General features: G+C 68.8%; 26 protein-coding genes and 1 pseudogene. 16 read left to right on the top strand and 11 right to left on the bottom strand.

The features are described 5' to 3' along the window. Nucleotides 1–7: 7 nt before the first annotated feature. The gene (locus ACUZ2Y_RS19440) at nt 8–1129 is read left to right on the top strand and encodes a GAF domain-containing sensor histidine kinase (RefSeq protein ID WP_476320894.1); all 1122 of its coding nucleotides are present in this window, start codon (nt 8–10) and stop codon (nt 1127–1129) included. A gap of 212 nt (nt 1130–1341) precedes the next feature. On the opposite strand, the gene ACUZ2Y_RS19435 is transcribed toward ACUZ2Y_RS19440, so the two are convergent. The 3 genes from ACUZ2Y_RS19435 to ACUZ2Y_RS19425 all read right to left on the bottom strand — a co-directional run bounded on the left by ACUZ2Y_RS19435 (nt 1342) and on the right by ACUZ2Y_RS19425 (nt 3682). Continuing rightward, complete coding sequence (locus ACUZ2Y_RS19435) at nt 1342–1959, bottom strand: response regulator (RefSeq protein WP_476320892.1); 618 nt, start codon at nt 1957–1959, stop codon at nt 1342–1344. Between the two features lie 18 nt (nt 1960–1977). Then, nucleotides 1978–2913: a type I pantothenate kinase gene (coaA, locus tag ACUZ2Y_RS19430; RefSeq protein WP_476320890.1), complete on the bottom strand. Its 936-nt coding sequence runs from the start codon at nt 2911–2913 to the stop codon at nt 1978–1980. A 166-nt stretch (nt 2914–3079) separates the two neighbouring features. Continuing rightward, a complete protein-coding gene (locus ACUZ2Y_RS19425) occupies nt 3080–3682 on the bottom strand; it encodes a macro domain-containing protein (protein WP_476320888.1) in 603 nt (200 codons plus the stop codon). Between the two features lie 110 nt (nt 3683–3792). Here ACUZ2Y_RS19425 and pheA point away from each other — a divergent pair, with 110 nt between their 5' ends. The 4 genes from pheA to ACUZ2Y_RS19405 all read left to right on the top strand — a co-directional run bounded on the left by pheA (nt 3793) and on the right by ACUZ2Y_RS19405 (nt 7232). Beyond that, nucleotides 3793–4707 (top strand): prephenate dehydratase, encoded by a 915-nt coding sequence (pheA, locus tag ACUZ2Y_RS19420; protein ID WP_476320886.1) that lies wholly within the window; start codon nt 3793–3795, stop codon nt 4705–4707. Between the two features lie 5 nt (nt 4708–4712). Then, nucleotides 4713–5315, top strand: a complete 603-nt coding sequence (locus ACUZ2Y_RS19415; protein ID WP_476331940.1) for a histidine phosphatase family protein — start codon at nt 4713–4715, stop codon at nt 5313–5315. A gap of 91 nt (nt 5316–5406) precedes the next feature. Then, the gene (locus tag ACUZ2Y_RS19410) at nt 5407–6423 is read left to right on the top strand and encodes an ATP-binding cassette domain-containing protein (protein ID WP_476320884.1); all 1017 of its coding nucleotides are present in this window, start codon (nt 5407–5409) and stop codon (nt 6421–6423) included. Next, the gene (locus ACUZ2Y_RS19405; RefSeq protein ID WP_476320882.1) at nt 6423–7232 is read left to right on the top strand and encodes an ABC transporter permease; all 810 of its coding nucleotides are present in this window, start codon (nt 6423–6425) and stop codon (nt 7230–7232) included. Before ACUZ2Y_RS19410 ends, ACUZ2Y_RS19405 begins: the two co-directional genes overlap by 1 nt. A 23-nt stretch (nt 7233–7255) precedes the next feature. On the opposite strand, the gene ACUZ2Y_RS19400 is transcribed toward ACUZ2Y_RS19405, so the two are convergent. Then, on the bottom strand, nt 7256–8488 hold the full coding sequence (locus ACUZ2Y_RS19400) for an MFS transporter (RefSeq protein ID WP_476331938.1): 1233 nt from the start codon (nt 8486–8488) through the stop codon (nt 7256–7258). Between the two features lie 300 nt (nt 8489–8788). Here ACUZ2Y_RS19400 and ACUZ2Y_RS19395 point away from each other — a divergent pair, with 300 nt between their 5' ends. The 3 genes from ACUZ2Y_RS19395 (at nt 8789) to ACUZ2Y_RS19385 (ending at nt 10812) form a co-directional block, all read left to right on the top strand. Continuing rightward, nucleotides 8789–9166 carry a PASTA domain-containing protein gene (locus tag ACUZ2Y_RS19395; protein WP_476320880.1) on the top strand — a complete coding sequence of 126 codons (378 nt, stop codon included), beginning with the start codon at nt 8789–8791 and terminating at the stop codon, nt 9164–9166. Next, nucleotides 9167–9517 (top strand): nucleotide pyrophosphohydrolase, encoded by a 351-nt coding sequence (locus ACUZ2Y_RS19390; RefSeq protein ID WP_476320878.1) that lies wholly within the window; start codon nt 9167–9169, stop codon nt 9515–9517. Nucleotides 9518–9633: 116 nt separating this feature from the next. Continuing rightward, entirely contained in the window at nt 9634–10812 is a 1179-nt protein-coding gene (locus ACUZ2Y_RS19385) for an ATP-binding protein (protein ID WP_476320876.1), read from the top strand. A 76-nt stretch (nt 10813–10888) separates the two neighbouring features. Here ACUZ2Y_RS19385 and shbA read toward each other — a convergent pair whose 3' ends face one another. Both shbA and ACUZ2Y_RS19375 read right to left on the bottom strand, forming a co-directional pair. Beyond that, nucleotides 10889–11536 carry an RNA polymerase sigma factor ShbA gene (gene shbA, locus ACUZ2Y_RS19380; RefSeq protein ID WP_476320874.1) on the bottom strand — a complete coding sequence of 216 codons (648 nt, stop codon included), beginning with the start codon at nt 11534–11536 and terminating at the stop codon, nt 10889–10891. A gap of 130 nt (nt 11537–11666) precedes the next feature. Then, complete coding sequence (locus ACUZ2Y_RS19375) at nt 11667–12206, bottom strand: glucosaminidase domain-containing protein (RefSeq protein ID WP_476320872.1); 540 nt, start codon at nt 12204–12206, stop codon at nt 11667–11669. A 181-nt stretch (nt 12207–12387) separates the two neighbouring features. Between ACUZ2Y_RS19375 and ACUZ2Y_RS19370 the strand changes: the two are divergent. Beyond that, a pseudogene (locus tag ACUZ2Y_RS19370) lies at nt 12388–12537 on the top strand (diiron oxygenase); the annotation flags it as partial. A gap of 74 nt (nt 12538–12611) precedes the next feature. Continuing rightward, the gene (locus ACUZ2Y_RS19365; RefSeq protein WP_476320870.1) at nt 12612–13790 is read left to right on the top strand and encodes an RtcB family protein; all 1179 of its coding nucleotides are present in this window, start codon (nt 12612–12614) and stop codon (nt 13788–13790) included. Nucleotides 13791–13933: 143 nt separating this feature from the next. Here the strand turns inward: ACUZ2Y_RS19365 and ACUZ2Y_RS19360 are convergent, their stop codons facing one another. Further along, nucleotides 13934–14284 (bottom strand): metallopeptidase family protein, encoded by a 351-nt coding sequence (locus ACUZ2Y_RS19360; RefSeq protein WP_091384298.1) that lies wholly within the window; start codon nt 14282–14284, stop codon nt 13934–13936. 4 nt (nt 14285–14288) lie between these two features. Beyond that, a complete protein-coding gene (locus ACUZ2Y_RS19355; RefSeq protein WP_476320868.1) occupies nt 14289–15206 on the bottom strand; it encodes a septum formation family protein in 918 nt (305 codons plus the stop codon). A 204-nt stretch (nt 15207–15410) separates the two neighbouring features. On the opposite strand from ACUZ2Y_RS19355, the gene ACUZ2Y_RS19350 reads away from it, so the two are divergent. The 4 genes from ACUZ2Y_RS19350 to serS are packed head-to-tail and all read left to right on the top strand — an operon-like array spanning nt 15411 to nt 19016. Then, the gene (locus tag ACUZ2Y_RS19350; RefSeq protein WP_476320866.1) at nt 15411–16031 is read left to right on the top strand and encodes a hypothetical protein; all 621 of its coding nucleotides are present in this window, start codon (nt 15411–15413) and stop codon (nt 16029–16031) included. Next, the gene (locus tag ACUZ2Y_RS19345) at nt 16032–17198 is read left to right on the top strand and encodes a glutathionylspermidine synthase family protein (protein WP_476320864.1); all 1167 of its coding nucleotides are present in this window, start codon (nt 16032–16034) and stop codon (nt 17196–17198) included. A 37-nt stretch (nt 17199–17235) separates the two neighbouring features. Continuing rightward, on the top strand, nt 17236–17703 hold the full coding sequence (locus ACUZ2Y_RS19340; protein WP_476320862.1) for a DUF350 domain-containing protein: 468 nt from the start codon (nt 17236–17238) through the stop codon (nt 17701–17703). A gap of 50 nt (nt 17704–17753) precedes the next feature. Then, on the top strand, nt 17754–19016 hold the full coding sequence (gene serS / locus ACUZ2Y_RS19335; RefSeq protein ID WP_476320860.1) for a serine--tRNA ligase: 1263 nt from the start codon (nt 17754–17756) through the stop codon (nt 19014–19016). Nucleotides 19017–19048: 32 nt separating this feature from the next. Here the strand turns inward: serS and ACUZ2Y_RS19330 are convergent, their stop codons facing one another. The 3 genes from ACUZ2Y_RS19330 to lhgO form a co-directional block, all read right to left on the bottom strand. Beyond that, the gene (locus ACUZ2Y_RS19330) at nt 19049–19828 is read right to left on the bottom strand and encodes a transposase family protein (protein ID WP_476320858.1); all 780 of its coding nucleotides are present in this window, start codon (nt 19826–19828) and stop codon (nt 19049–19051) included. 334 nt (nt 19829–20162) lie between these two features. After that, nucleotides 20163–20930 (bottom strand): class I SAM-dependent methyltransferase, encoded by a 768-nt coding sequence (locus tag ACUZ2Y_RS19325; RefSeq protein WP_476320856.1) that lies wholly within the window; start codon nt 20928–20930, stop codon nt 20163–20165. Nucleotides 20931–21068: 138 nt separating this feature from the next. Further along, the gene (gene lhgO / locus ACUZ2Y_RS19320; protein WP_476320854.1) at nt 21069–22262 is read right to left on the bottom strand and encodes an L-2-hydroxyglutarate oxidase; all 1194 of its coding nucleotides are present in this window, start codon (nt 22260–22262) and stop codon (nt 21069–21071) included. A gap of 41 nt (nt 22263–22303) precedes the next feature. Between lhgO and ACUZ2Y_RS19315 the strand changes: the two genes are divergently transcribed. After that, nucleotides 22304–23602 carry a lipopolysaccharide biosynthesis protein gene (locus tag ACUZ2Y_RS19315; RefSeq protein ID WP_476320852.1) on the top strand — a complete coding sequence of 433 codons (1299 nt, stop codon included), beginning with the start codon at nt 22304–22306 and terminating at the stop codon, nt 23600–23602. Nucleotides 23603–23791: 189 nt separating this feature from the next. Continuing rightward, nucleotides 23792–25108, top strand: a complete 1317-nt coding sequence (locus ACUZ2Y_RS19310) for a hypothetical protein (RefSeq protein WP_476320850.1) — start codon at nt 23792–23794, stop codon at nt 25106–25108. Nucleotides 25109–25175 lie beyond the last annotated feature (67 nt).

The following is a 25175-nucleotide window of genomic DNA, read 5'->3' as shown; positions in this document are numbered from 1 at the left end:
CCCGACCATGGACCCAAGCCTCGCCGCGCGCACCCTTACCGCGGCCACCGAGATCGCCACCGCCGCGCTGTCCGGCGACGATCCCGAAGCCGTGCTCGACCTCGTCGTGCGCAGCGCCGCCGCCTTGGCCGAAGCCGATCTTTGCCTGGTGATGGCCCGCGGCGCCGACGGTTCGCTCACCGTCGAAGCCGCCCACGGCGCCCGGGAGCCGATCGGCCTGGTGCTCTCGCCGCGCTCTTCGGCGGCACGGGTCGCGCGCGGGGGTGTGCCGATCGTCGCCGACGATGTCACCACCGATCCGCGGACCTCGCCGTACGTGCCGCGCGAATTGCGGGGATACGGGCCGTTCGCGGCGGCGCCCTTCGGCACCCGCGAGCGCAGGCTCGGCGCGCTCACGGTCTACCGGCGGCGCGGCGGCCCGGCGTTCACCCCCGCGACCGTGGACGTCCTGACCGCGTTCGCCGCGCAGGCCGGGCTCGTCCTGGTGCTGGCCGAGGGCGCCACCGCCCGGCAGCGCGTCGACCTCTACGAGGAGCGCGAACGCATCGCCCGCGACCTGCACGACGTCATCGTGCAGCGGCTCTACGCGGCGGGGATGCAACTCGACCTGCTCGCCCGCAAACCCTCCCGCAAGCTCGCCAAGCCCGACGCGACCCGCCTCGGCGACGCCGTCGACCAGCTCGACGCCGCCATCGAAGACGTCCGGGCCGTCGTGCGCACCCTGCGCCAACCTGACCCGGGGCAGCCCGCCGCGCGGCTGAGCGACTCGGCCCGCGCGGAGATCGAGACGGCCCGCGAACTGCTCGGCTTCGCCCCGACCTTCCACCTCATCGGCGAACTCGACGACCTGCCGCCCACAGTGGCCGACAACGTCCGAGCCGCCCTGCGCGAAGCCCTGTCCAATGTGGTCAGACACGCAGGCGCCCTGCGCGTCGCCGTCCACTTGCGACGGGAGGACGGCGTCCTGCGCCTGACCGTCGCCGACGACGGCTGCGGCATCCCGGAGGGTGTCAGCAGACGCGGCCTGAACAACCTGCGCGAGCGCGCGGAACTCGCGGGCGGGGGCTGCGAGGTCCGATCGTCGCCGCGCTCGGGCACCTTGGTGACCTGGGAGGTTCCGGTTCCTTGATCGTTGTGCCAAGATCTCGGCGCACCGAACTGGGGAGTGGGGTCAATGTGCTATCTGGGTGGTTTCGTCGGCGTCCTCACGCTGGCCTTGTGGATCTTCGCGATCGTGGACGTGATCACGACCGATGAGTTGTCCTGCCGCGACCTGCCGAAGTTCGGCTGACTGATTCTCGTGCTGTTGTGCCCGCTGGTCGGCTCGATTGTCTGGTTCGTTTAGGGCTTGCGCCTGGCCACCCAAGCCACGGCTTGGGTGCGCCGCTGCATGCCGAGCTTCGCGAGCACGCTGGTCACGTAGTTCTTCACCGTCTTCTCCGCCAGGAACAGCCGCTCGGCGATCTGCCGGTTCGCCAGGCCCTCACCGACCAGCGTCAGCACCTCACGCTCGCGGTCGGTCAGGCCCGCCAGGTCATCTGGCCGCCGCATGTGGTCGAGGACGTGGGCGGTCGTCACCGGATCCAGCAGTGACCGGCCGGCCGCCACCTCGCGGATCGCGGTGACCAAGTCCTGGCCCCGCACCTGCTTGAGCAGGTATCCGGCCGCGCCCGCCATGATCGCCTCGACCAGGGCGCGCTCGTCGTCGAAAGCGGTCAGGACCAGGCAGTGTGGGGCCTGCTCCATGGCCCGCAGCGAGCGGCACAGTTCGACGCCGTCGCCGTCGGGCAGACGGACGTCGACAACCGCGACATCCGGGGTGGTCGCCCCGGCCCGGACCAGCGCCTCGGCGACCGAGCCCGCCTCGGCGACGACCTCGATGCCGTCCTCGCTGTTGATGAGGTCGCGCAGGCCACGGCGGACGACCTCGTGGTCGTCGACCAACAGCACACGGATCATGCGCGAAGCCTAGTAGTGCTAGAGCTTGCGGAGCCGTACCCGGCTGATCCGGTGGTCAGCATCCTTGCGCAGGACCAGGGTCGCGCGCGGGCGCGTGGGGAGGATGTTGTTGACCAGGTTCGGCTCGTTCGTGCGCATCCACAGCCGCCTGCCCTCCTCCTGGGCCTCTTCGTCGCTCAGGGCGGCGTAGTGGTGGAAGTGCGAGGCCGGGTCGGCGAACGCGGTGCCGCGGAACGCCAGGAAGCGGTCGATGTACCAGCGTTCGATGTCGTCGGTGTGGGCATCGACGTAGATCGAGAAGTCGAACAGGTCCGACACCGCCAGCCGGGGGCCGGGCTGCAGCACGTTGAGCCCCTCGACGATCAGGATGTCGGGGCGGCGGACGGTCTGCTCCTCGCCCGGCACGATGTCGTAGAGCAGGTGCGAGTACACCGGCGCGCGGACCTCGTCGGCGCCCGCCTTGACCTCCGAGACGAACCGCAGCAGCGCGCGGCGGTCGTAGCTCTCGGGGAAGCCCTTGCGGCTCATCAGGCCGCGCCTGATCAGCTCGGCCTTCGGGAAAAGGAAGCCGTCGGTCGTCACCAGATCCACGTGCGGGTGATCCGGCCAACGCGCCAGCAGCGTGCGCAGGAGTCGGGCGGTGGTCGACTTGCCGACGGCGACGCTGCCCGCGATGCCGATCACGAACGGCACCTTCGTCGCCTCGTGGATGTCCTCGCCGAGGAACGCCGTGGTCGATTCGTAGAGCCGCTGCCGGGCCGCGACCTGCAACGAGATCAACCGCGACAGGGGCAGGTAGACGTCGACGACCTCCTCGAGGTCGACCGGGTCGCGAAGACCGCGCAGCCGGACCAGCTCGTCGAGGGTCAGGGGCAGCGGCGTCGAATTGCGCAGCTGCCGCCACTGCTCGCGACGGAGTTCGACGTACGGGCTCAGCTCGCGCACCCGCGCCATAGGGACTCCCTCGCCTGCGATGTGAGGACTTACCGCGCAAACGTAGGCGTTGCGGAGGGGTTTTCGCTGTGACGGATTACACCGTTTGAGGGACAGAAGGTGTGTCGCACATGACGGCGAGTTGTGGGTCGATCATGTGGTAGGTGCTCTGAACTGCGGGAACGCCTCAGGCGGCGGTGAACGCCTCATCCCAGGCCACCGCCACCTGGCGGGCGCAGATCTTCGGGTCCACGCGTCCTACCCCGGTGCCTAGGCCAGGCATCGCGATCTTCGTGACCGCGGCGCGCACCGGGGTGCCGTCGTCGAGGACGCCTTCGCGCCACAGGCGGAAGACCGCCCGGGCGGCGAGATACGGGTGCACGGTGTCCGGCGGCAGGACCGTCGACGGCTCACGCATGGTCGGCGCGCTGATGAGCCACGCGGGCGCCGCCGCTCCGGTCGGGACGATCAGCGCCTCGCCGACCGGCAGCTCGCCGCCGTGGGTGGCCAGCACCGCGCTGCGCACCCGCTGCTCGATCGCCGGGAAGGTGTCGGCGTAGACCGCGTCGATCCCGCCGCGCATCCAGCCGAAGGAATTGGCGGGGGAGACCACCGCGTCCGCCCCGGAGTCCACAATGGACCCGCGGTGCACGTGGATCTCGGCTCGGCCCGCCGCCGCGGCGGCCCATGCCGCCGCCATCGCGTCGCTTACCGCGCACAGCACCAGATCGAGGGTGCCCGCGCGCGGTCGTAGGTCGGTCACCTGTCCGGTCTCCGAATCCGCGGTCACGACTCCCAGCATGACATCCGACCGTGCCGCTGGGTAACCGCCATTTGGCCGGCGCACCACACGTTCGGGTGGTTCGCCTGGGCCGACCCGGTGCTGCGTACTGTGGAGCCGTGCCGAGAATCGCCTACTTCGGACCGCAGGGCACGTTCACCGAACAGGCCGCCCGTGCGTTCGACGAGCACGCCGACCTCGTGCCGCAGTCCACGATCCCCGAGGTCGTCGCCGCGCTGCGCGCGGGTGCGGCCGACTTCGCCTGCGTGCCCATCGAGAACTCCGTCGAGGGGTCGGTGTCGGCCACGATGGACACCCTCGCCGCCGACGAGCCGGTCGTCGCGATCGGCGAGTACGTGCTGCCGATCCGGTTCTCGCTGCTGACCAGGCCGGGGACCGCCGCCGCCGACATCACGACCGTGGCCAGCCACCCGCACGCGCTCGCCCAGGTCCGCGACTGGCTGGGCAAGAACCTGCCCGGCGCCCGGCAGCTCGCGTCGACCTCCACCGCGGCCGCCGCTGTCGGCGTGCTCCACGGCGAGTTCGACGCCGCGATCACCGCGCCCGTCGCCGCCGCGCACTACCCGCTGACCGTGCTGGCCTCCGACCTCGCCGACGAGGACGACGCCGTCACCCGGTTCCTGCTGCTGGCCCGGCCCGGCACGGTGACCGAGCCGACCGGGTCCGACCGCACGTCGGTCATCGTCGTGGTGTCGCACCGGCCCGGCGAGCTGGCCGCCATGCTCACCGAGTTCGCGCTGCGCGGGCTCAACCTCTCGCGCATCGAGTCGCGCCCGCTGCGCGCCCGGTTCGGCGAGTACCGCTTCTACCTCGACTTCGACGGCCACGTCAGCGAGGCGCGGGTCGGCGACGCCCTCGCCGCGCTGCACCGCCGCAGCCAGGAGGTCCGCTTCCTCGGCTCGTACCCGAAGGCCGACGGCTCGGCCTCGGTCGCCGTGCCCGGCTCGCAAGACACCGATTACGACGCATCCGCCGCGTGGCTCACCGCGCTGCGAAGAAGGGAGCAGGAGTGAGCGGTCTGCGGCTCATGTTGGTCAGACACGGCGAGACGCCGTCCAACGTGCGGCACGTGCTCGACTCCCGCCCACCCGGCCCGTCGCTCACCGAACTCGGCCGCAGGCAGGCCGAGGCGCTGGCCGACCGGCTCGCCGACCACCCGGTCGTCGCCGTGTACGCCAGCACCGCGATCCGCGCGCAGGAGACCGCCGAGCCGGTCGCGAAGTTCCACGGTCTGCCGGTCGACGTGCTCGACGGCGTGCACGAGGTCCAGGTCGGCGACCTCGAGGGACTCTCCGACACGGACTCGATCCGCCGCTTCGGCGAGATCTTCCTGCGCTGGACCGCGGGCGACCTCGCCGCGGCCATGCCCGGCGGCGAGACCGGCCAGGAGATCCACGACCGGTTCCTCAAGGCCGTCTCGATGATTCGCGAAGAGCATTCCGACGGCATGGTCGTCGTGGCGACGCACGGTGGCGTGATCCGGCTGATCGCCGAGTACCTCGCCGACAACGTCGGCCCCCAGCTCGCCAACGCCGGTCTCATCCCCAACACCGGACACGTTCTGCTCGAACCTCGCGAATCGGGCTGGCACTGTGTCGAGTGGACTGGGGTCGAAATCTAGCCCTGTGCGTAATTCGGAGGGAATTGTCGGCGGGTCGGTCTAGCCTCGCGAGTGATTCATTCTTCGACCAAACGCACGGGAGAACTCGCTCATGCCCCCCTCCGCGTCCCAGGTCGCGGTGCACGCCGAGGCGCTGGTGAAGACCTACGGGTCCACCCGCGCGCTCGACGGTGTCGACCTGGAGATCCGCTCCGGAACCGTGCTCGGCCTGCTCGGCCCCAACGGCGCCGGGAAGACCACCACGGTCCGGATCCTCACGACTCTGCTCAAACCCGACTCCGGCCGGGCGTTCGTCGCGGGCCACGACGTGCTCGCCGACCCGGCCGCGGTGCGGCGCAGCATCGGGCTCTCCGGCCAGTACGCGGCCGTGGACGAGAACCTCACCGGCTACGAGAACCTCTACATGGTCGGCAGGCTCTACGGCATGTCGCGGTCCGATTCCGGCGCCCGGGCCCGCGCGCTGCTCGACCGCTTCCGGCTCAAGGACGCCGCCGAGCGCCCGGCCAAGACGTACTCCGGCGGTATGCGGCGCAGGCTCGACCTCGCGGGCGCGCTGGTCGCCGAGCCCACGGTCGTCGTCCTGGACGAGCCGACCACCGGGCTCGACCCGCGCGGCAGGCTGGACACCTGGGAGGTCATCGGCGAACTCGTCGCCGACGGGGCCACAGTGCTGCTCACCACCCAGTACCTCGAAGAGGCCGACCAGCTCGCCGACAACATCCTGGTGATCGACCACGGCAAGGTCATCGCGGGCGGCACGCCCGACCAGCTCAAGAACGGCATCGGCGGCGAGCGCATCGAGGTCGTCGTGGGCGAGGCGAGCGAGGTCGAGAAGACCCGCCAGATCCTCTTCAACCTCGGTTCCAGCGAGCCGTCGGTCGACGAGCACCAGCGACGTGTGTCGGTCAAGGTCGACACCGGCCCGAAGGCGCTGGTCGAGGCCCTGCGCAGGCTCGACCAGGAGGGCATCGCGGTGCTCGACGTCGCGCTGCACCGCCCGACGCTCGACGACGTGTTCCTCTCGCTCACCGGCCACGCGGCCGAAGAGGTCGCGCAACCATCGGAACCGCAGTCCAAGGGCCGCAAGAGCAAGAAGGGGGCTTCCTGATGAGTGTCATCACCGCGAGCGCCCGCGACAGCGGCGTCGTGACCTGGCGAAACCTGATGAACGTGCGCCGCCAGCCCGACCTGCTGCTCGGCGCCACCATCCAGCCGATCATGTTCGTGCTGCTGTTCGCCTTCGTCTTCGGCGGCAGCATCGGCGACAACCCGGACGCCTACCGCGAGTTCCTGATGGGCGGCATCTTCGCCCAGACGGTCGCGTTCAACTCGGCGTACACCACCCTCGGCATGGCGGCCGACCTGGAGAAGGGCGTCATCGACCGGTTCCGGTCGCTGCCGATGTCGCGCGGGGCCGTGCTGCTCGGGCGCACCACCGCCGACCTCGCGGTCAGTGCCCTGGGCCTGCTGGTCATGTCGATCTGCGGCCTCCTCGTCGGCTGGCGGATCCGCGGCAGCTTCCTCGACGCGGTCCTCGCGTACGCGATCCTGTTGCTGTTCTCGTTCGCGATGTCGTGGGTCGGCGCGTTCGTCGGCATGGCGTCGGGCAACGTCCAGGTCGCGCAGAGCGCGGGCTTCATCTGGATGTTCCCGCTGACGTTCGTGTCGTCGGCGTTCGTCTCGGCGAACTCGTTGCCTGGTCCGCTCAAGGTCTTCGCGAACTGGAACCCGGTCACTGTCGTGGCCGACGCGGTCCGCGACCTGTTCGGCAACCCACGTCCCGGCGTCCTTCAGGCGACGTCGGACTCCTGGCCCGCGCAGCACTCGATCCTGTGGTCGATCGTGTCCTGTCTCGCCATCCTGGCGATCTTCGCGCCGATCGCGGTCGCCAAGTACCGCAAGGTGGCCAGCAAGTAGCAAGTAGTCGGTCGGCGGGCGCCCTACGGGGTGCCCGCCGTCGACATGCTGTCGACCTCGCCGCGGTGGCCCGCCAAGGCGAACCACACCGCCGCGGCGAGGGCGAGTTGCAGCACGCCCGAGATCGCGAACACCGCCCGCGTGCCGAGCCAGGTCGCGAGCAGGCCGCCGAGCAGCGCGCCGACCGGGATGGCGCCCCACACCGCGGTCCGCCAGACGCCGAGGACCCGGCCGAAGAGGTGGTCGGGGACCAGCGCGTGCCGCAGTGATCCCAGGATCACGTTCACCACCACGACGGCAGCGGCGAACCCGCCGAACAGCAGGCTGGCCGTCACCGGGTCCTTCGACACCGACATCGCGGTGAACGCCAGCCCGCAGCCCACGATCGAGCCGACGAGCACCGTCCGCCGCGACAGCGCCCGGGTCAGCCGGGGCGCGATGAACGCGCCGATGATCCCGCCCGCGCCGCCGACCAGCGCGAACACGCCGAACGTCGCCTCACTGAGGTGGATGTCCTGCAGCGCGTAGAGCACCAACAGGGCTTGCGCCAGCTCGGTGGTGAGCGCCATCGTCGCGGCGAACACCGCGAGCCGCACCATCAGGGCGTTGCCGCGCAGCCAGCGCACGCCCTCGCCGAGCTGCACGCGCAGCGACTGGGTCGGGCCGGTGGCCACCGGGCGGAAGCGGCCGTTGATGCCGATCAGCAGCACGGCCGCGATCGCGAAGCCCGCCGAGTTCAGCAGGAACGGCATCGCGGCGAACACGGCGAAAGTGAGGCTTCCGAGCGGGCCGCCGAGGAACGTCTGGCCGACGATCTCGACCGACTGCAGCTTCCCGTTGGCCGATTCGAGTTGGTCGCGCGGCACGACCGCGGGAACAAGCGCTTGCGCCGCGTTGTCGGCCACCGTTTCCACGGAGCCGAGCAGCAGCGCCATTGCGTAGAGTAGCCAAATTGTGGTCGCGTCGGCCAGGACGAGCAGGCCCAGACCGCCGACGATCACGGCTCTGGAGAGGTTCGCGATCAGCATCGCGCGCCGCCGGTCCACCCGGTCGACCAGCGCGCCGCTGACTGTCGCGAACAGCAGCCAGGGTAGAAACGCGGTTGCCGAAAGGCCGGCGATCAAGATCGGATCTCGGGTGATACTGGCCGCGAGCAGGGGAAAGGCCACCTTGCCGATGCCGTCGCCGAGGTTGGACAGCGCACTGGAACCCAGCAACCAGCGCAGTCGCCTGTCCTTCACGCCGTCGCCCCCCATCGGCACGACGGGTAATCGTGCCGAGCTGGTTCCCACCATTCCGAGGACGCTACTGAGGGCTTACGCGCGGTTACACCTCCGAACGGGCGTTGTCCCTCCTCGGCGATTGCGCCGAATGTCCGCACGTGCGCCCGCCCGCGCGGAATTCCGAAAGTAACCCGCCGCCACCGCGACCGCGACTCGTCGCAGGTCAGGGCGATGTCGAGGCCGCGGAGGGGGCGATCCAGCGCGGATCACCGCGCGGTCGGACGGTGATCACTGCCAGACTGGAAGATCACCGTCGCCGACCCAGGAGACGTCATGCGCGTTGCCGTGATCGCGATTCTCATCGCCGCGCTGTCCGCGTGCGGCAGGACCTCGGCCCCGGAGCCACTGCCCGCGGTGAGCGCGGACCCGTCCGCCGTTCCCGGCCAGTCGCCCGGCCCCGGCAAGTCACCCGCTCCCGCCACCTCGGAGGCGGCCGTCCTCCCCGACGTCGTGGGCATGAACCACCAGTCCGCCCAGGACGCGCTGCAGGCGGCGGGTTTCTACTACCTCACCGAGGAGGACGCGACCGGCCAGGGCAGGCTGCTGGTGTCCGACCGCAACTGGGTGGTCGTCGAACAGATCCCCGCGGCGGGCACCATGGTGGCCAAGACCGAGAAGATCCTTCTGCGGTCGAAGAAGAAGGGGGATTAGGTGACTCTGGAGGAACTCGCCGAGCGCCAGCGCGCGTTCATCACCGCCCGCGAGTGGGAGCCGTTCCACACGCCGAAGAACCTGGTCATGGCCCTGACCGGCGAAGTCGGCGAACTCACCGAGCTGTTCCAGTGGCTCACCCCGGAACAGGCCGCGGCGGCGGGCGCCAACCCCGACCTGCGCCCCAAGATCTCCGACGAACTCGCCGACGTCCTGCTCTACCTGGTGCGCCTCGCCGACACGCTCGACGTCGACCTCATCGAGGCCGCCAACGCCAAGATCGACCGCAACGAACACCGCTTCCCCATCGGCGAGCCGAATTCCGGCCTACGTCGAGTTCCCAGTCCCTGAGAGTCGGCAAGTCACGACTCGTCGAGCGGTTCATCGAGAACGCGGGTGTTCCTTCGGTCTTCTACTCCGCCTCCGGTGGGCCGGTCGATCGTGAACTCGACCAGTTCACCGACGAGGTGCTGGCCTCGGATCTGCCTGGGCGGGACCGGTTCACCGATGTCAGTCCGCGCTCGTGGGACGCCGCTCTGAGACTGCTCGCCGACGCGCTTCCTGAGACAGGGCCGAGCGTCGTGGTGATCGACGAAGTCCCGTACCTCGTCGCGCGTGACCCGGCGTTCGAAGGCACCCTCCAGCGTGTGTGGGACCGAGTGCTCTCCCGCAAGCGCGTGCTGCTGATCCTCGTCGGGTCGGATCTGTCCATGATGGAAGCGCTGAACACCTATGGCAGGCCGTTCCACCAGCGCGGCACACCCATGGTGCTCGGTCCACTCGATCCGGCCGAAGTCGGCGAGATGCTCGGGCTCGAACCTGCCGCCGCGTTCGACGCCCACCTCGTGACCGGCGGCCTCCCCCTGGTCTGTGCGGAATGGTCGCGCGGCGACTCGGTTCGCGAGTTCCTGGGGACCTCGCTCGGCAGGCAGACCTCCGCCATGACGGTGTCCGCCGAACTGGCGCTCGCCGCGGAGTTTCCCGTGGGGACACAGGCACGGCAGGTGCTGACGGCCATCGGCGCGGGCGTGCGGGCGCGCGCGTCCATCAGCCGGGCGGTCGACGTGCCGACCGCGTCCATGGATCGAGCGTTGAAGCTGTTGATCGACAAGCGGGTCGTGGCGGCTGACCGTCCCCTCTCGATCAGACCGTCGAAGGAGACCCGATATCGGGTCGCCGACCCCTACCTGCGGTTCTGGCTGCACTTTGTCGACCCACACCGCGAGGAACTCGCACGTGGACGCGGTGACCGGGTTCTCGCCCGGATCGACGCGGGGTGGACCAGTTGGCGTGGCCGGGCGATCGAGCCGGTCATCCGGGAGGCGCTCCTGAGACTCCATCCTGGCGACGAGCCGTTGGCCGTCGGCGGCTACTGGACCCGCACTAACGACGTCGAGGTCGACCTGATCGGTGCGGACCGGTCCCCGGTCGCTGGGAAGATCGCTTTTGTCGGCTCCGTCAAGTGGTTGGAGAAGAGGCCTTTCGACCATCGCGACCTTGCCGCATTGGTCGCGCACCGCGACCGCGTGCCTGGAGCCGACAAGGACACGTCGCTGGTCATCGTCAGTCGGGCGAGTTCGAAGGTCGGTGACGGCGTCGCGCACACCTACCGGCCTGCCGACCTGCTCGCGGCCTGGTCCCGGTGACCCAGGTGGTCGTGTCCCGGACCTCCCCGACCGGGAACACGACCACTGGCCCGACCTCGGACTTGCAGGACAGGATTTAGGCGACCGCGAGCGTCTTGCGCAGGCGATTCAGCGCCCGGTGCTGCGCGACGCGGATGGCTTCGGCGGTGGTGCCCATCGTGTCGGCGGTCTCCTGGGCGGACATGCCCAGCACGATCCGCATGATCAGGATGTCGCGCTGGCGCTGGGTGAGGGTGCGCAGCAGGGCGCCGGTGTGCTCGGCCAGCTCGTGGCGCAGGGTGATCTGCTCCGGCCCGTCGTCGAGGCTCATGACGTCCGGGTTCTCCGCGGTGGGGTCGGACTTGTCCCGTGTGTTGGCCCGGTGCGCGTCGGCGATCTTGTGCGCGGCGATGCCGTAGACGAAGGACAGGAACGGCCTGCCCAGCTGCTGGTAGCCCGGCAGCGCGCGGAAGACGGCGACGCTCACCTCCTGGGCCACGTCGTCGGGGCTGCTGAAGGAGCGCGGCATCCGGCCGAGCTTCACCCGGCAGTAGCGGACGATGAGCGGCCGCAGGAACAGCAGCAGCGCGTCGGTGGCACCCCCGTCACCCGCGACGGCGGCCGCGACGGCCTCTTCCACGTTGTGGCGGTCGACCGGCCCCGCGAAACGCGGCCGGGGTCGCACGGTTCGAAGGGATGCTTCGAGTTCCGCGAGTTCGTCGTCAAGCTCCACCGTGCACAACATCGCGTCCTCCTGCGCCAGTGACTCTCACCCCTAAGAGAGCCGGGCAGGACACGCGAAATACATGCCGGATGGTTCTTTCTGACCGATCCGGCCGATTTTCGTGATTCGGTAGCGGAGCGCTTTCAGTCGGTCACCGGGGGACATCCAGGCGGTAGAGATCGTGGGTGCGCATCACCCCGATGACCTTTTCGGCATAGCGCGGGTCGGTGGCATATCGCGTGGCGACCTCGGTGATGAAGGCGTCCGGGTCGGCGGCGAGCGGCAGCGCGGCGGCGTAGTACGGGCTGGTCGTCAGGTGCCTGCCGTAGTCGCGGAACGAGTCGGTCATCGACGCGTAGACCCGGAACTCGTCGACGGCGGGCCGGCAGTCCGGTGTGCACTCGGTCGTCAGGTGCTCGACGCAGCCGACCGCGATCGGTCCCGGATCGCCGGGGGCCTTGCATTTGTAGCCGAAGTAATTGCGGGCGTTCGTGGCGAGCGGGCTGCGGCCCCACCCCGATTCGACAATGGACTGCGCCGCCGTCACCGACGCCGGGATCGCGAATTCCGCGGCGACCGCCCGGGCGGCGGGCATCGCGGCGGCAAGGTACTGCTCGTCGGTGACGTCCTCGGCCGTTGCGGGCACGGACCACAGCGCCAGCAGGGCCAAGGCGAGAACTGTGGCTCGCATGCCAAGAAGCGTCAGCGCGGTGCGCCGACCGTGCAACCGCGCGTCACTCGAACGAGTGGGGTCTTGACATCCGCGCGCGGTCGCGCCAGCCTGGAGAAGTAACTGTTACCAGTCGTTACAGATAAGATGGACACCGATGGCTCGTGCTCTCGAACCCGGGGAATCCGACCAGGTCGGAGCCCTGTGGCGCGGGCTCGGCGAGGAGCAGCGGATCGAGCTGTCGAAGCACGAGATCGCCGGCATCGCGGGCGTCGGCCTGTGGTTCGAGATCATCCTGATGCAACTGCTCGTGCGCTACGCCCACGACCTGGATCCGACGAGCTCGAAGGCCATCCTGCGTCGCGCCCAGCTGCTGCGCTGATTAATTCGTTCGGCCAAAACCCAAGGCACACTTAGGATTTCCCCATGTCAGCGACCACGATACCCGGCAAGCACGTCGACATTCGCCTGTGGACCCAGCCCGAAACGGTTGAGGGACAGGCGATGGCGCAGCTGCAGAACATCGCCGCGCTGCCGTGGGTCTTCAAGCACGTCGCCGTCATGCCCGATGTGCACTACGGAAAGGGCGCCACGGTCGGCTCGGTCATCGCGATGCGCGACGCCGTCTCGCCCGCGGCGGTCGGTGTCGACATCGGCTGCGGGATGAGCGCGGTCCGCACCTCGCTCACCGCGAACGACCTGCCCGCGGGCCTGGCCAAGCTGCGCTCCGACATCGAGGCAGCCGTGCCGGTCGGTTTCGGCGCACACAAGGCGGAGGCGTTCACCGGGCGCGACGCCAAGGACTGGCCGACGTTCTGGAAGGCGTTCGACGACCTCACCCCGGTCGTGCGGCGCAACGAGGGCAAGGCGCACCAGCAGATGGGCACCCTCGGCGGCGGCAACCACTTCATCGAGATCTGCCTGGACGAGGCCAAGCAGGTCTGGGTGATGCTGCACTCGGGTTCCCGGGGGATCGGGAACATCCTGGCGCAGCACCACATCGAGGTGGCCCGCAAGCTCGCGCACAACCAGGACCTGCCCGACCGCGACCTGGCCGTGTTCCTCGCGGGCACCCCGCAGATGGCGGCCTACCGGCACGACCTGACGTGGGCGCAGGAGTATGCGCGCCGCAACCGCGCGGTCATGCTGCGCCTGGTCTGCGACGTGCTGCGCAAGCAGTTCTGGACGGTGAAGTTCGACGAGCCGATCTCGGTGCACCACAACTACGTCGCCGAGGAGACGCACTTCGGCGAGCAGGTCCTGGTCACCCGCAAGGGCGCGATCCGGGCGGGCCGGGGCGAGCTGGGTGTCATCCCGGGTTCGATGGGGACGGGGTCCTACATCGTGCGCGGCCTCGGCAACCCGGACTCGTTCGAGTCGGCGTCGCACGGCGCCGGTCGGCGGATGTCGCGCAACAAGGCGAAGCAGCGCTACACCCGTGAGGACTTGATCGAACAGACCAAGGGCGTGGAATGCCGCAAGGACTCGGGCGTGGTCGACGAGATCCCGGGTGCTTACAAGGACATCGATCAAGTTCTGCGGGACCAGGACGACTTGGTCGAGATCGTGGCGAAGCTGAAGCAGATCGTCTGCGTGAAGGGCTGAGGCCCGCGCTCCCGGAGTAATTCGGGTGCGCGGTCCGGACCCGTTTGTATGTTTCTCGGTATGGCGTTCCAGGTCTTCTACCTCTGATACCGGCCGCGAGCCCGCGCGGCCAAGGCGGCTGACGTGGTCGAGGCTGCTCTCTACTAGCCCCAACCCAGTTCGTGGAGGCGGTCGTCGTCGACGCCGAAGTGGTGGGCGATCTCGTGCACCACGGTGATGGCGACCTCCTCCACGACGTCCTCCTCGGAGTCGCAGATGTCGAGGATGGCCTCGCGGTAGATGAAGATCCGGTCGGGCAGCTCGCCGCCGTACATCGACGTGCGCTCGGTCAGGGCGATGCCGTGGTAGAGGCCGAGCAGGGTCGGGTCGTGCTCGTCGCGGTCCTCGACCAGCACCACCACGTTGTTCATCGCGGCCGCGAACTCCGGGGGGATCAGGTCCAGCGCGTCGGTGACGAGTTCGTCGAACCGCTGCCGGGGCATCTCCACGGCCACCCGCTCAGCCGCCGGACGGCGTCGGCGCACCCGGCGGCGGCTGCGACGCGGGCGGGGGCGTGCTGGCGGGCACCGCCCGGACGCTGCCGGTGACCGGAGCCAGACCGCTGCCGTCGGGCAGCTTCGCGCCGACCCGGCAGTCGACCTTGCGCGACCCGGCGGCCCAGCTCTCCGGGCGCAGCGTGTCCGGGTACGGGGTGAGGCCCTTCTTCGCGAGGTCGTCGCCGCCGGTGTACGCCGTGGTGACCGCCGCGCACAGGTCGCTGGCCCGCTCGGTCTGGGCCTCGACGGCCGGGTAGTCGGCGGGGAACGCGGCGCCCAGGTCGACGTTGCCGACGATCTCGAAGGCGTGCGCCTGGTCGCACGCGACCGGGTCGCCGATTTCCTGGCCGACCAGGGCCAGGCAAGTGCCCGGTTCGTGGATCTTGGACTGGTCCTGTCGGGCCGCCGACCCGACGGTCGTGAGCAGGGCGCCGGACGGGGCCGCGCTCTGCAGGCCGCAGCGGACCTTGCGGTCGCCGTCGTCCCACTGCTCGTTGGTCGGCTTGAGCGCGTTCACGCTGAACTTGCCGAACGGGTCGAGGTTGCCCCCGAGGTAGGTGACCGCGCCCGGCGTGCACTTGGCGACCGCGATCGCCTGCCACTTCTCCGTGTCCGGCGGCGGGGCGTTCTCCGGGTACTCGCCGGAGATGTCGACATTGCTGGTGACCTCGAAGAGGTGGGCCTGGGCACAGTCGACCCGGCGCATGTCCGCGCCCTCCGGCGGCGTCCACTGCAGGCAGCTGCCCGCGGGGGAGTCGAAAGCCTTGCGGCGCTCCTCCTGGGCGATGGCCACCGGGTCGTTGCGCCCGGCCTCGATCGGCCACGAGAACACGATGCTCGTGCACAGCAAAATCAGCGCACCGGCGAAGGCACCGGCCATCAGGAGCCGTGTCTTCGCCGTCGCATCATTTGGTCGAAACCATTCGCTGCTTCCAGACATCTATTCCATGATGCCGTGTCCCGGTCCGGGGCGCGGCTACCGGGGACCGATCCGGGCTGGACGCGAGGTTGCGATCAGGACAATCATCCGACTGAGGACGACTCGGAGAGCTTGGATCGGTACTGTTCGCGCCGGGAGTGGTTCATGACTGACAACGACAAGCCGACCGACGACGGCTCGCCAAAGCAGCCACCGCCTTACCAGCCGCCGGAGCCTCCGGAGGCGCCAGAGGCGAGACGCGGCTCGGTGAGCTACCAGGAACCGGGGAGGACCGCGCCGCGCGCGCCTTCCCTGGCTGACCAGCGCGCCCGCGAGGTGGCCAGGCGCCGCGAGCGGGAGGCCGCCGAGGCCGAGTACGCCGCGGCTGAGCGCAAGCGCAAGAAGCGCAAACGCATCCTCATCGGCACGGGCGTGACCGTCGGCGTCGTCGCCGTCGTGGCCGTGATCTACGCCGCGTCGACGCCCGACGAGGTCACCGCGTCCTGCACCGACAGCAACGGCGTGGTCGTCCAGGAGGACTTCTGCGACGAGAGCTACGCCACCAGCCACGGCGGCTACCACAGCGGCGGCTTCATCTTCATCGGCGGCAGTTCGTACCGCTACAACTACGGCGGCACCGGCTCGCCCGGTCAGAAGGTCACCGGCGGCACCTACGTGGCCCCGTCGGACCGCACCCCGGTGCGGACCGCGTCCGGGAAGTCGGTGTCGCGCGGCGGCCTCGGGGTCGGCGGTAGCAGCAGCGGCGGGAAGAGCGGGGGCAGCTGAGTGCGCCGTGAGCGCTCAACTCCCCGGCCGGACTGGCGGCAGAAGATCGCGTCGCAGGGCCTGGTGTTCGGCACGCCCGCGCGTGACGGCGTCGGCGGCGCCCGGCCGTACTGGGACGAGTCCGTGCACTACGTCTTCGAACTCGATGACGTGCTCTCGATCGAAGCCGACGTCGAACTGCTGCACTCCATGTGCCAGGACGCCGTCGAGCACGTGGTGCTGACCGAGCGGTACCGCGACTTCGGCCTGCCCGAGTGGGTGTGGCCGCACATCGCGGAGTCGTGGAAGCGGCACGACCCGCACGTCTACGGCCGGTTCGACCTGCGCTACGACGGCAAGGGCCCGGCGAAGCTGCTGGAGTACAACGCCGACACCCCGACCTCGCTGCTCGAGGCCGCCGTCGTGCAGTGGTACTGGAAGACCGACGTCTTCCCCGAGGACGACCAGTGGAACTCCATCCACGAGAAGCTCGTCGAGCGGTGGGCGGAGATCGCCGACAAGCTCCCGTCGAAGGAAGTGCACTTCACCTGGTCGCAGGCCGACGCCAGCGGTGAGGACCACATCACCACGGCCTACCTGCAGGAGACTGCCGCCGAGGCGGGCCTGGACACCATCGGGCTGGCCATCGAGGAGATCGGCTGGGACGCCGAGCTGGGCCGGTTCGTCGACCTCGCCGACGTGTCGATGAAGTCGGTGATGAAGCTCTACCCGTGGGAATGGGTCGTCGACGAGGAGTTCGGCAAGCGCGTCGTCGAGTCGCTGCCCGGCACCCTGTGGGTCGAGCCGCTCTGGAAGATGCTCTTGTCCAACAAGGCCATCCTGGCGGTGCTCTGGGAGATGTACCCGGGCCACCCCAACCTGCTCCCGGCGTTCCTCGACGACCCGGGGCTGCTGACCGAGTACGTGCGCAAGCCCAAGCTCGGCCGCGAAGGCGCCAACATCCAGATCGTGGCGCCGGGCTATGAGACCCAGACGACCGGCGTGTACGGCCAAGAAGGCTTCGTCTACCAGGCGTTCGACCCGCTGCCCGAGTTCGACGGCTACCGTCCCGCGCTCGGCGCGTGGATCGTCGGCGACCACTCGGCCGGGCTCGGCATCCGCGAGACCGCGGGCCTGGTGACCGACGACGGCGCGGCGTTCGTCCCCCACCGGATTCCGCAGTCATGATTTCCGACAGCAAGACATGCAAGCCCATGGAGGACGTGTGACCAGTCAACTCGCCGCAACCACGCTGGCCCTGCCCGCAGGATTCGGCGCCGACCTCGGCAGAGGCATCGGAGCGATCGCGCTCTACGCCATTGTCGGCCTGGTCCTGATGCTGATCGGCTTCTACGCGATCGACTGGACCACCCCGGGCAAGCTGTCCGAACTGGTCCGCCTCGGCAGGCCGAACGCGGTGATCGTGACCGCGTCCGGGATGCTCAGCATGGCGTTGATCATCGTCGTGGCGATCTTCTTCTCGGCCAGCGACCTGACCGCGGGGCTGATCACGTCGGTGGTCTACGGCCTGATCGGCATCGTCGTGCAGGTGCTCGCCGTGCGGACCTTGGAGTGGGTCACGAAGCTCGACGTCGGCAACACCATCGAGTCGGAGCGGTTCGCCCCGGCCAGCGTCGTCGTCGCCGCCGTGCACATCGCGCTGGGCCTGATAGTCGCTGTCGCCATCTCTTAAGTTCATATCCGGTCGTCGCGGGGTGTGAGTCCCGACTACGCTCACATCCCGTGATTGACCTGAAGGTTCTGCGCGAAGACCCGGAGACCGTGCGCGCCTCGCAGCGCGCCCGCGGCGAGGACCCCGCCGTCGTCGACAGTCTGCTGTCGGCCGACGAACGCAGGCGGTCCGCCATCTCCCGCGCCGACAACCTGCGCGCCGAGCAGAAGACCTTCGGCAAGCAGGTGGGCAAGGCCCGCGGCGAGGAGCGCGACGCGCTGCTGGCCAAGGGCAAGGAGCTGTCCAACGAGGTCAAGGCCGCCGAGGCCGAGCAGGGCGATGCGGAGTCGACCTTCGCCGACCTGCACCGCGCGATCCCGAACCTGGTCCACCCGGCCGCCCCCGTCGGCGGTGAGGACGACTACACCGTCCTAGAGACCGTCGGCGAGCCGCGCGACTTCGACTTCGAGCCGCTCGACCACCTCGACCTCGGCATGCGTCTCGGCGCCCTCGACATGGAACGCGGCGCGAAGGTGTCCGGGTCGCGGTTCTACTTCCTCACCGGCATCGGCGCCCAGTTGCAGCTCGCCATGCTGAACATGGCCGCCGCCCAGGCCACCGCCGCGGGCTTCACGCTGATGATCCCGCCGGTCCTGGTGCGCCCGGAGATCATGGCCGGAACCGGTTTCCTAGGCTCCCACGCCAGCGAGGTCTACCGCCTGCGCGACGAAGACCTGTACCTGGTCGGCACGTCTGAGGTCGCCCTCGCCGGCTACCACTCCGACGAGATCATCGACCTGTCCAAGGGCCCCAAGCGCTACGCCGGCTGGTCATCCTGCTTCCGCCGCGAAGCGGGCTCGTACGGCAAGGACACCCGCGGCATCATCCGCGTCCACCAGTTCGACAAGATCGAGATGTTCTCCTACTGCAGGCCCGATGAAGCCGAGGCCGAACACCAGCGCCTGCTCGACTGGGAGAAGGAGATGCTGGCCAAGATCGAGGTGCCGTACCGGATCATCGACACGGCAACCGGCGACCTCGGCACCAGCGCCCACCGCAAGTTCGACTCGGAGGCCTGGGTCCCCACCCAGCAGGCCTACCGCGAGCTGACGTCGACCTCGAACTGCACCACGTTCCAGGCCCGCCGCCTCAACGTGCGCTACCGCGACGAGAACGGCAAGCCCCAGACCGCGGCCACCCTGAACGGGACACTGGCGACCACCCGCTGGATCGTGGCGATTCTGGAGAACCACCAGCAGGCTGACGGTTCGGTGGTGGTCCCGCAGGCGCTTCGACCGTTCCTGGGACTCGACGTCCTCAAGCCGATCAGCTGAGAAGGTGGGCCCGGCCGGCCAGTGAGCCCTTTTCATCCTGCGGTGACTTCGTAGTTCTGTAGCACGTGGATGGCTTTGGCGAGGCGGCCGGTGCGGCGTGGGCAGCAGCGGAGTTTGCGCAGGATGCGCCAGGTTTTGAGTTGGGCGTTGGCGCGTTCGCCGGGTCCGCGCAGGCGGGCGTGTGCGCGGTTGGCGTCCTTCTGGGATTGCGGCTTGCCGCGGCCCTTGTACGGAGTGATCACGTGTTCGCCGGTGGGGTCGTAGCCGTGGTAGCCCTTGTCGGCCAAGGCGATCAGCCCGGCGTCGCGGAGGGCGGCGAGGATGGTCCAGATCCGGGCGGCGGCGGTGTCGTGTGTGCTGCCGGGCAGCTGTCCGGACACCCAGAGGATCGTGCCGTCCGGGGACGCGATGACCTGCAGGTTCATGCCGTGCATCTTGTGTTTGCCGGAGTAGAAGGGCCGGTCGGCGGCGATCCGGTCGATCGGGATCAACGTGCCGTCGATGATCACGTAGGCCGTGCCCTGCCGCTTCGCCGTGCGCAGGGCCGCGCGGAGCTTGGGTGCCCGCGCCGCGAGCAGCTCCACGGTCTCGTTGACATACCGCCAGCACGTCGTGGTCGACACCCCGAACCCGGCGCCGACCTCGGCGAACGGCTCGCCCTTACGCAGGTACACCAGTACCAGCAGGGCCTGCTGCCCCGGATCGAGTGCCCGCCAGACCGAGCCGATCTCGCGGCGGTGGGTGCGGATCAGACCGGACACGAAGGTGAGGGTCCGTTGTGACAACGGCAGCGCGGCACGGTAGAACAACATGTGAAGCCCCTGGACGATGCAGAGCGATCTTGGTCGAAAGCCCTGCTACCAGGGGCTTCGCCATGCCCAAGGGCCGACACGCCGACAGGCCATCAACCCGTGATCAGCAAGAAGTCTTGCCCACCAACACATCCAGACCAGGATGAAAAGCGCTCAGTACCCCGGGCGGGCCCACCCAATCGGCATTTGCGCCGGCCTAACGCAAGATCGCTGACGATCAATTCGTGACGATGGTCAGCGGAAACAATTCACAAGCACCCACAGCCCCACCCCGGGACAAGCAAACCTTCAGGGATAGCTCTTTGCGCGGGACGGGAGTGCCAAGAGCATGCTTTTAATCGCCCTGCACAGCCTCTCCCGAGGCTTCGCCAAGGACGCCGTCAAGGATCAGGCCGAACGCACTGAGGGGGAACAAGAACTGCATGGGTTTGAGGAACAACACGTGTATCGCGGTCACCAGCGGGGCCATGAATCGCGGCAGCCTGCTGTAGAAGAGATGTGGATCGTAGTAATACGGCACGATCTTCATGTCGTTCACCGGCACCCGGCTGGCCAGCGTGGCCAAGGTCCGAAATGAGTAAACCTGGATATGATCAGGGTGCGCGTTCTCCCGGCTGAACAGTGTCATCAGCATGTTGATCAGAGATGTCGTATTCGGCGTCGTCGCCACGAGTCGGATGCCGGGATGTAGCGCTGCGATCCGGCTAAGCCACCCCAGGGTGTCCTGTGTGTGCTCGATAAGTTCGCCGGCAACGATGATGTCGGGCTGGAACTCCTCGAGAATGGCGTCGAGGTCCTCGACGGTGCCATAGTGGATCGTGGTACCGCAGGACGTCTCGACACCCCCGGTGTCTTTCAACTTGGGTGACGCGTCGACCCCCAGCACCTCCTTGGCCACACCAGCGATCTCCGCGTGGAGCCACCGCCACGAGGCGTGCTGTTCGCGGTCCACCTCGGTCTCGTCATAAGCACCGAGATCCAGGACCCGCTGCCCCCGGCACTGCTCCACCACGTAGGTGTATCGGTCCACCGGACGCCTCACGGGTAGGCGCGACAACGGGCTCTCTTGGAGGGGTTCGCTCGCCTCGTTGACGTAGATCATGGGTTGGCGCTCCTCGGCTGGAGTCTGGTGTGGGGCGAACACTACAAGTCAGCTCCTCTGCAGGCCTTGGCGGCCTGAACGGGCAGGCTCGTGGATGGCCGTGCTCGGGTTCCTCGATCAGTCTGCCGTTGCCCGCCGTCAAGCAATCGAGGCCCACACCTCGTCCGCGACGTGTTTGGCGATCTCCAGCGCGCAGGTCGCGGCAGGTGAGGGGGCGTTGAGGACGTGCACCTGGTTCGGCGCGGTCTCGATCAGGAAGTCCTGGACCATGGATCCGTCGGGCAGCAGGGCCTGCGCCCGGACCCCGGACCCCGAGCGCACGATGTCCGCCTCCCCCACGGCTGGGACGAGCTTGGCCAAGCTCGCGGCGAAGCGACGCTTGGACAGTGACCGGCGAACCTCGTCGAGCCCGATGGGATAGGCGTACTTCTTCGCCAGCCGCCAGGTCCCTGGGAAGCGCGCGGTCTCGGCCAAGTCGGTGGGGGAGATGTCGCGCCAGCGGTACCCCTCGCGGCGCAGGGCGAGGACGGCGTTGGGGCCCGCGTGCACGGTTCCGTCGAGCATGCGGGTCAGATGCACGCCGAGGAACGGCAGCGATGCGTCGGGGACGGGGTAGATCAACCCGCGGACCAAGTGTGCCCGGTCGGGCCGCAGTTCGTAGTACTCCCCGCGGAACGGGACGATCTTCGCCTGGGGATCCAACCCGGCCATCCGGGCGATGCGGTCGCTGTGCAGCCCGGCGCAGTTGACCAGCGCGTCGGCCCGCAGCACCTCGCTTCCCGTGGCCACCTCCACGCCGCCGCCGCGGGCAGGCCGGATCCCGAGCACCGGCGTGGACAGCCGAAGATCGGCGCCGGCGTCGGTGAGCAGCCCGGCCAGGGCTTGGCACACCCGGGGGAAGTCGATGACGCCCGTGCTCTCCACCCGCAATGCCGCCACGCACGACACTTCAGGTTCGTACTCCCGCGCGTGTTCGGCGGAGATCACCTTGGCGGGCACGCCGTTGGCGGCGGCTCGTTCGGCCAGCACCGCCAAGGCGGGCAGTTCACTCTGGTCGGTGGCGACCACGAGTTTGCCGCACACATCGACGGGGACCCCGTGTGCGCGGGCGAATTCGACGATCGACTTGTTGCCCGCCACGGACATCCGTGCCTTGAACGAGCCGGGCGCGTAATACAGGCCAGCGTGCACGACATTGGAGTTGTGTCCGGTCTGGTGGGCTGCCCAGGTCGCCTCTTTCTCCAACAGCGTCACGGCGTGGCCGCGTCCGACCAGTTCGCGCGCCGTCGCGAGTCCGAGGATTCCGCCGCCAACCACCAGCACATGTCGCACCCGGGCAGCATAGGTCCGCGCGCGTTCTCTACGGTCGAACCGTGAACGCAGCTGTCGCGAGCCTTCGGGAGCGGATCGGCCCCGCAGTCCTGATGGGTGCGGGCGTCGTGGTGGTCGGCATCGCGGGCTACGTCTTCATCGCGCTGGCGGGCCACGCCTTCTCCACGGCCGATGCCGCGGCGCTTGTCAGCTACTACCTCATCGTGAGCATCATCGGACCCGGCGTGTTCGTCGGTCTGGAGCAGGAGACGAGCCGTTCGACCAGCGCGTGGCTGGCAGGCGGCCGCCCGTTCGGCATCGTCGCGCGCAATGCCGTCGTGGTCGGCGGCGGGTTGCTGGCCGTGGTGACCGTAGCGCTCGCGGCCATCGGCCCCCTGCTGACCGACGAGGCTCTTTCAGGTCAGTGGGGGCTGCTCGTCGCGATCTTGGTCACGGTGGCCGCGTCCACGGTGATGTACCTGGTCCGGGGTCTGCTGGGCGGGATGCAGCGGTTCGGGGGATACGCGGCCACGTTGGTGGTCGAGGGGGTCGCCCGGCTTCTGCTGTGTGTGGCCATCGTGGTCGCGGGCAACCCCGACGCGACCTTGTACGCGATCTCCATCGGACTCGGCACGGTCCTCGCGGTAGCCGCTGGGCTGCCTTGGCTGCGCAAACCGCACGCGGGTGCGGTGTCGGATCTCGCGGACATCGGTGACGGAGCGAGCGCGCGCGCCATGACGCGCAGGCTGGTCCTGATGGTGGCCGCGGCCTTCGGATTCCACCTGGTGGGCAATCTCGCGCCGATCGTGGTGACGGCCAAGCTCGGGGCCGCCGACACCCCCACCGCCGCGGCATTCGCGTCGGCTTTCGTCCTGGTCCGCGTCCCGGTGCTGCTCTTCGCGGTCGTCCAGGCCATGCTGCTGCCCGCCCTTACCAAAGCGGCGACGATCGGTGACTTCGTGACCGTCCGGTCGACACTGGGCAAGTTCCTTGCCGCCGTGGCCGCCATTGGGGTTCCCACGGTCACGCTGGCGTTCCTCGCGGGCCCGCAAATGGTCGAGCTGCTCTTCGGCGCGCAGGTTCGGCTGCCCGGCGGGGTGGTCGGCCTACTCGCGATCGGCACGGTCCTCATCTTGGTCACCCAAGTGCTCATGCCCGCCTTGCTCGCGCTCGGCAGGAACCGGATCGTCACCGTCGCTTGGGCGCTGGGTGCCGTCGTACTCGTCGCCTCGCTTTCCCTGCCGTTCTCGCCCATGGAAGCGGGTGCATGGGCGCATCTGGCCGGCTGCGGGACAGCCGTGCTGACCATGGCGGCGAGCCTGGTCAACGCTGTCCGCACCCGAGCGCACAGCTTGGTCTGACCGGCACGAGCGACCCGTCGCTATCGCCATGCGCCACGGATTTCAGCTTGGTTGCACGCGCCTGTCCGGAGCGTGACGGGGTGGAAAATCACCTGCGACAACGCTGTTCCGCCTGCGTTTCCTTCAGGTACTCTGGCGGCGAAACTGGTCGGGGCGGGGCCCGGCTACTGGGGCTGTATGAATTCAGTGATGCCCGTCGCACGGGATGTCGCGTGGCCTTCCGCGCTGCAAGACGTGCGATCGGCGCATTCACCGGAAAGGGAATTGATGGGGCTTTTCAAGTCCGCAGCGGTGGTCGCGACAGCCGTGGTCCTCTCGGCGTCGGCGACTGATGCCGGCGCTGCGAACTCGCCCGCGCCGACAGCGGCAGCCAGCGAGTTGCAGACCAGTGTCGCGGCCGCCGCGATCGAAGGGGGCACCCGGTTCGTCCCGATGGCACCATTGCGAGTGCTCGACACCCGCTACGCGACGGGTGTTCCCGGCACGTCGCCGGTCGGCACGGCACACCCCATCGAGGTGTCGATGATCGGCAAGGTGCCGGACGACGCGGTCGCAGTCGTGATGAACGTGGCAGGCACGAGTGCGACCGAGGACACGTTTGTGACGGTGTGGGCGTTCGGGATTCCGCAACCGACCGCGTCGAACCTGAACTTCGCTCGTGGCGAGACCCGCTCCAACGCGGTGGTGTCGGAGATCGGTTTGGACGGCAAGATCGCGCTATACAACAACGCGGGCACCACCCATTTGATCGCGGACCTCGCCGGCTACTACACGGAGTCCACGACCAACAGCAGTCCGTTCACGACGGTCCCGCCTGTCCGGGTCCTCGACACGCGCGAGGGAATTGGCGCCGTCGGTGCGGGCAAGACCATAGAGGTCGACTTCACGGGGAAGGTCGATCCCGCGGCTACGGCCGTGACAATCAACCTGGCAGGCGTCGACGCCACGGAATACACCCACGTCACCGCGTGGCCGACCGGAGGCGCCAAGCCGAACGCGTCGAGTTTGAACTTGGCGCCGCGCGTGGCCACGCCGAACCATGTCACGGTCGCCCTGGGCAGTGACCGGAAGGTCTCGCTGTACAACAATGCGGGATCCGCGAACCTCGTCGTGGATTTGTCCGGGTACTACTCGCCTTCGTCGACGCTGCTGTTCTATCCGTTCGCCCCGGTCCGCAGCTATGACACCCGGACCAACAATGACGGTCTGGAAAGCGAGCAGTCCCTCAACTTGATCTACGACAACCTCGCCCCTGAGGTTAAGGCGTTCGTGTGCAACGTGGCCGGTACCAACACGACCGCGGACACGTTCGTCACCGTCTGGCCCGCTGGGCAAACGCGGTCCACCGCGTCGAACTTGAACCTGGCGCCCGGCCAGACCGCACCGAACATGGTGACGGCCGGAATCGGTTGGGACAGCGACTACAACCTTCCCGCCGTGTCGTTCTACAACAACTGGGGTCATCTCGATCTGATTGTCGACATATCGGGCTACTTCGGGTATTGATGCATCTGGCGCTGGCCGGATGACCCGCCGACGCTGCTTGGACCGTTCGCGGCCCAAGCTTCGTCGG

It is taken from the genome of Actinokineospora sp. UV203 (assembly GCF_056323665.1).
Note: the sequence above shows the minus strand (reverse complement) of the source record. Positions and strands in the feature narration are given on the sequence as shown.

Excerpts from the sequence above, each read along its gene's own strand:
- ACUZ2Y_RS19365 (WP_476320870.1), top strand. The coding sequence starts at position 12,612 with ATGTCAGCGACCACGATACCCGGCAAGCACGTCGACATTCGCCTGTGG.
- ACUZ2Y_RS19435 (WP_476320892.1), bottom strand. The coding sequence starts at position 1,959 with ATGATCCGTGTGCTGTTGGTCGACGACCACGAGGTCGTCCGCCGTGGC.
- ACUZ2Y_RS19395 (WP_476320880.1), top strand. The coding sequence starts at position 8,789 with ATGCGCGTTGCCGTGATCGCGATTCTCATCGCCGCGCTGTCCGCGTGC.
- ACUZ2Y_RS19440 (WP_476320894.1), top strand. The coding sequence starts at position 8 with ATGGACCCAAGCCTCGCCGCGCGCACCCTTACCGCGGCCACCGAGATC.
- ACUZ2Y_RS19410 (WP_476320884.1), top strand. The coding sequence starts at position 5,407 with ATGCCCCCCTCCGCGTCCCAGGTCGCGGTGCACGCCGAGGCGCTGGTG.
- ACUZ2Y_RS19330 (WP_476320858.1), bottom strand. The coding sequence starts at position 19,828 with ATGTTGTTCTACCGTGCCGCGCTGCCGTTGTCACAACGGACCCTCACC.
- ACUZ2Y_RS19355 (WP_476320868.1), bottom strand. The coding sequence starts at position 15,206 with ATGGCCGGTGCCTTCGCCGGTGCGCTGATTTTGCTGTGCACGAGCATC.
- ACUZ2Y_RS19325 (WP_476320856.1), bottom strand. The coding sequence starts at position 20,930 with ATGATCTACGTCAACGAGGCGAGCGAACCCCTCCAAGAGAGCCCGTTG.
- shbA (WP_476320874.1), bottom strand. The coding sequence starts at position 11,536 with ATGTTGTGCACGGTGGAGCTTGACGACGAACTCGCGGAACTCGAAGCA.
- ACUZ2Y_RS19405 (WP_476320882.1), top strand. The coding sequence starts at position 6,423 with ATGAGTGTCATCACCGCGAGCGCCCGCGACAGCGGCGTCGTGACCTGG.
- coaA (WP_476320890.1), bottom strand. The coding sequence starts at position 2,913 with ATGGCGCGGGTGCGCGAGCTGAGCCCGTACGTCGAACTCCGTCGCGAG.
- ACUZ2Y_RS19310 (WP_476320850.1), top strand. The coding sequence starts at position 23,792 with ATGCCCGTCGCACGGGATGTCGCGTGGCCTTCCGCGCTGCAAGACGTG.
- ACUZ2Y_RS19400 (WP_476331938.1), bottom strand. The coding sequence starts at position 8,488 with ATGGGGGGCGACGGCGTGAAGGACAGGCGACTGCGCTGGTTGCTGGGT.
- ACUZ2Y_RS19350 (WP_476320866.1), top strand. The coding sequence starts at position 15,411 with ATGACTGACAACGACAAGCCGACCGACGACGGCTCGCCAAAGCAGCCA.
- ACUZ2Y_RS19375 (WP_476320872.1), bottom strand. The coding sequence starts at position 12,206 with ATGCGAGCCACAGTTCTCGCCTTGGCCCTGCTGGCGCTGTGGTCCGTG.